The organism is Pseudomonas sp. Sample_9 (assembly GCF_004307535.1).
GTDB lineage: Bacteria > Pseudomonadota > Gammaproteobacteria > Pseudomonadales > Pseudomonadaceae > Aquipseudomonas > Aquipseudomonas mercuritolerans.
On the sequence record NZ_RAZO01000226.1, the window covers coordinates 33,843 to 37,019 of the forward strand.

The following is a 3,177-nucleotide window of genomic DNA, read 5'->3' on the forward strand; positions in this document are numbered from 1 at the left end:
TCTTCCATTTACACGCGCGCAAATTCCCCCTTACTATCCGGGCACACCGGTCGCCGGGTCTGCCCTGCCGCCGACGCTTTCCGCCAACGGAAACACGCGTTATGAGTACGTCACCACAACAACCGCAAAGGTTGCACGTCTCTGCTGTACGCGCCCACTGCAACAGGGGCCGCGTATGAACCGCATCGTCAATCTGCCCATGGCCCTGCGCCGCTCCAAGCTGCGTCACTCCGCACGCCCGCCGGATATCGCCGTTCCTGCCTGATCGCGTGAGCTGAAACCGCGACAGTCAATTTCCCGATTTTCCTGATATCCCTGCCGGGACACTTACGCCTTTTTGTCGCGTCGTGTCCGGCCGAATCTGCGCGCCTGTGCGGCGCCACCGTGAGTGATTTGCCATGAAATTCGCAGCCATCGAAGAAGCACGCCTGTTCCTCGAACAGAACCCCGATATCGACATGATCGAACTGTTCATCCTCGACGCCAACGGCGTGCCGCGCGGCAAGCTGTTGCACCGCGAAGAACTGCTCGCCGTGTACGAAAGCGGCCGGCCATTGCCGAGCACCATCCTTGGCCTGACCGTACAAGGCGAGGACGTCGAGAACTCCGGACTGGTCTGGGACGTTGGCGACATCGACTGCCGCGCCTATCCGCTGCAAGGCAGTCTGGTGCGCTTGCCGTGGCGACAGATTCCAACCGCTGCGGTGCAGGTCAGCATGCACCCGAGCGAGGGCATGCCGGCGAGCATCGCTGACCCTCGGCACCTGCTGATCAAGGTGATCGACGGGCTCAAGGCCGAGGGCTATCACCCGATCATGGCGTGCGAGCTGGAGTTCTATCTGCTCGATGCCAAACGCGATCACAACGGCCGCCCGCAACCGGCGCTGGACGCTGACGGCGGACGACCGCGACACACGCAAGTCTATGGTTTGCGCGAGCTGGAGCAGATCGAACCCTTCCTCGCCGACCTCTACAGCGCCTGCAAACTGCACGGCATTCCGGCGCGCACGGCGATTTCCGAATACGCCCCGGGGCAAGTGGAAATCACTCTGGAACACGGCGATGCGCTGGAAGCGATGGATCAGGCGGTGCGCTACAAGCGTCTGGTCAAAGGCGTGGCGCACAAGCACGGCATGCAGGCGACGTTCATGGCCAAGCCGTTCGATGATCTGGCCGGCACCGGCATGCACATGCACGTCAGCCTGGCCGATGCCGAGGGGCGTAATTTGTTCGCTTCTGAAGACCCGGCCGGCACGCCGCTGTTGCGCACGGCGATTGGCGGCATGCTTGCCTCGCTGCTCGATTCGCTGCTGCTGTTCTGCCCCAACGCCAACTCCTACCGGCGTTTCCAGGCCAACAGCTACGCGCCACTGGCGCCGACCTGGGGCGTCGACAACCGCACCGTCAGCCTGCGCGTACCCGGCGGGCCGGCGCCGACACGACACATCGAACACCGCATCTGCGGCGCCGATGCCAACCCTTATCTGGCAGCGGCAGCGATCCTCGCCGGCATTCATCGCGGCATCCGTGAAGAGCTGGATCCGGGGGCACCGGTCGAGGGCAATGGTTATGCGCAGGCGAAAGAACTGCTGCCGACCGATTGGCTGACGTCGCTACAAGCGCTGGAAAATTCACAGTGGGCACGGGAGGCGTTGGGCCAGGAATTCCTTGGGGTGTATCTGGCGGTGAAGCGTGCCGAGTATCGGCAGTTCATGGCTGAAGTGGGTGAGCAGGATTGGCGGTGGTACCTCACCGAGGCTTAAAGATCCAACACCGAACCTGTGGGAGCGAGCTTGCTCGCGAAGGCGTCGTCACATTCAACATTTTGGGTGACTGACATACCGCTTTCGCGAGCAGGCTCGCTCCCACAGGGAATGCACTTCGAACTAGAATTTTTGTGGACCCCGACATGACCATTCGCTGCAATTCCTACTACACCGCCACCCTCAACCAGGACACCGACTACCCGACCCTGCAAGGCCGGCACAAGGTCGATGTGGTGATCATCGGCGGCGGTTTCACTGGCGTCGCCACTGCCGTCGAACTGGCGGAAAAAGGCCTGAAAGTCGCCATCGTCGAAAGCCACAAGATCGGCTGGGGCGCCACCGGGCGCAATGGCGGGCAAGTCACCGGCAGCCTCTCCGGCGACGGCGCGATGCGCAAGCAGATGCGCGCGAAACTGGGCGATGACGTGGACGATTTCATCTGGCATCTGCGCTGGCGCGGGCATGAAATCATCCGCCAGCGCGTCGAGAAATATGCGATCCAGTGCGACCTCAAACACGGCCACTTGCACGCGGCGTACAAGCCGAGCCACATGGTCGATCTGCGCAAGGACTACGACGAAGCCATGTGTCGCGGATTAGGCGATGAAGTGAGCCTGCTCGACCGCAGCCAGGTTCGCGACCTGCTGCAAAGCGAGCTCTACCACGGCGCAATCAAGAACACGCGCAACATGCATCTGCACCCGCTCAACCTGTGCATTGGCGAAGCACGCGCAGCCGAAAGCCTGGGCGCGCTGATCTTCGAGAACAGCGAAGTGCTGGAGATCATTCACGGCGACAACCCCGGCGTGCGCACCGCCCAAGGCCAGATCGACGCCAGTCAGGTGATGCTCGCCGGCGACGTTTATCACAAGCTCGAACCGGGTCAGCTCAAGGGCAAGATTTTCCCGGCCATCGGCGGCATCGTCACCACCGCGCCGCTGGGTGTTCTGGCGCAACAGATCAACCCCGAAGACCTCGCCGTGTACGACTGCCGCTTCGTCCTCGATTACTACCGGCTCACCGCCGATGGCCGTTTGCTGTTCGGCGGCGGTGCCAACTACAGCGGCAAGGATTCGCGCGACATCGCTGCGGAACTGCGCCCGTGTATCGAGCGCACCTTCCCGGCGCTAAAAGGTGTGGCGATCGATTACCAGTGGAGCTGCGCGATGGGCATCGTCATCAACCGCATCCCGCAACTGGGCAAGCTCTCGGACAACGTCTGGTATTGCCAGGGCTACTCGGGACACGGCATCGCCACCACGCACATCATGGGCGAGATCATGAGCCGGGCGATCACTGGGCAAATGGAACAGTTCGACACTTTCGCCGCGTGCCAGCACATCCGCGTGCCAATGGGCGACCTGCTGGGCAATCCGTTGCTGGCGGCGGGGATGTGGTATTACCAGATGCT

Annotated in this window: 3 protein-coding genes; all 3 read left to right on the plus strand. The window is 62.4% G+C overall.

Annotation, left to right across the window (positions count from 1 at the left end):
- The coding region (locus D6877_RS29615; RefSeq protein ID WP_206662988.1) for a hypothetical protein at positions 1-265 on the plus strand (265 nt) is incomplete at its 5' end.
- Positions 266-398: 133 nt separating this feature from the next.
- Positions 399-1,763 carry a glutamine synthetase family protein gene (locus D6877_RS13060; protein ID WP_130911054.1) on the plus strand — a complete coding sequence of 455 codons (1,365 nt, stop codon included), beginning with the start codon at positions 399-401 and terminating at the stop codon, positions 1,761-1,763.
- 146 nt (positions 1,764-1,909) lie between these two features.
- Positions 1,910-3,177: FAD-binding oxidoreductase (locus tag D6877_RS13065; protein ID WP_130911055.1), on the plus strand; the 1,268-nt coding region annotated here is incomplete at its 3' end.

Bases quoted from the DNA above. Each gene is read 5' to 3' on its own strand.
- D6877_RS13060 (WP_130911054.1), top strand. From the start codon at position 399: ATGAAATTCGCAGCCATCGAAGAAGCACGCCTGTTCCTCGAACAGAAC.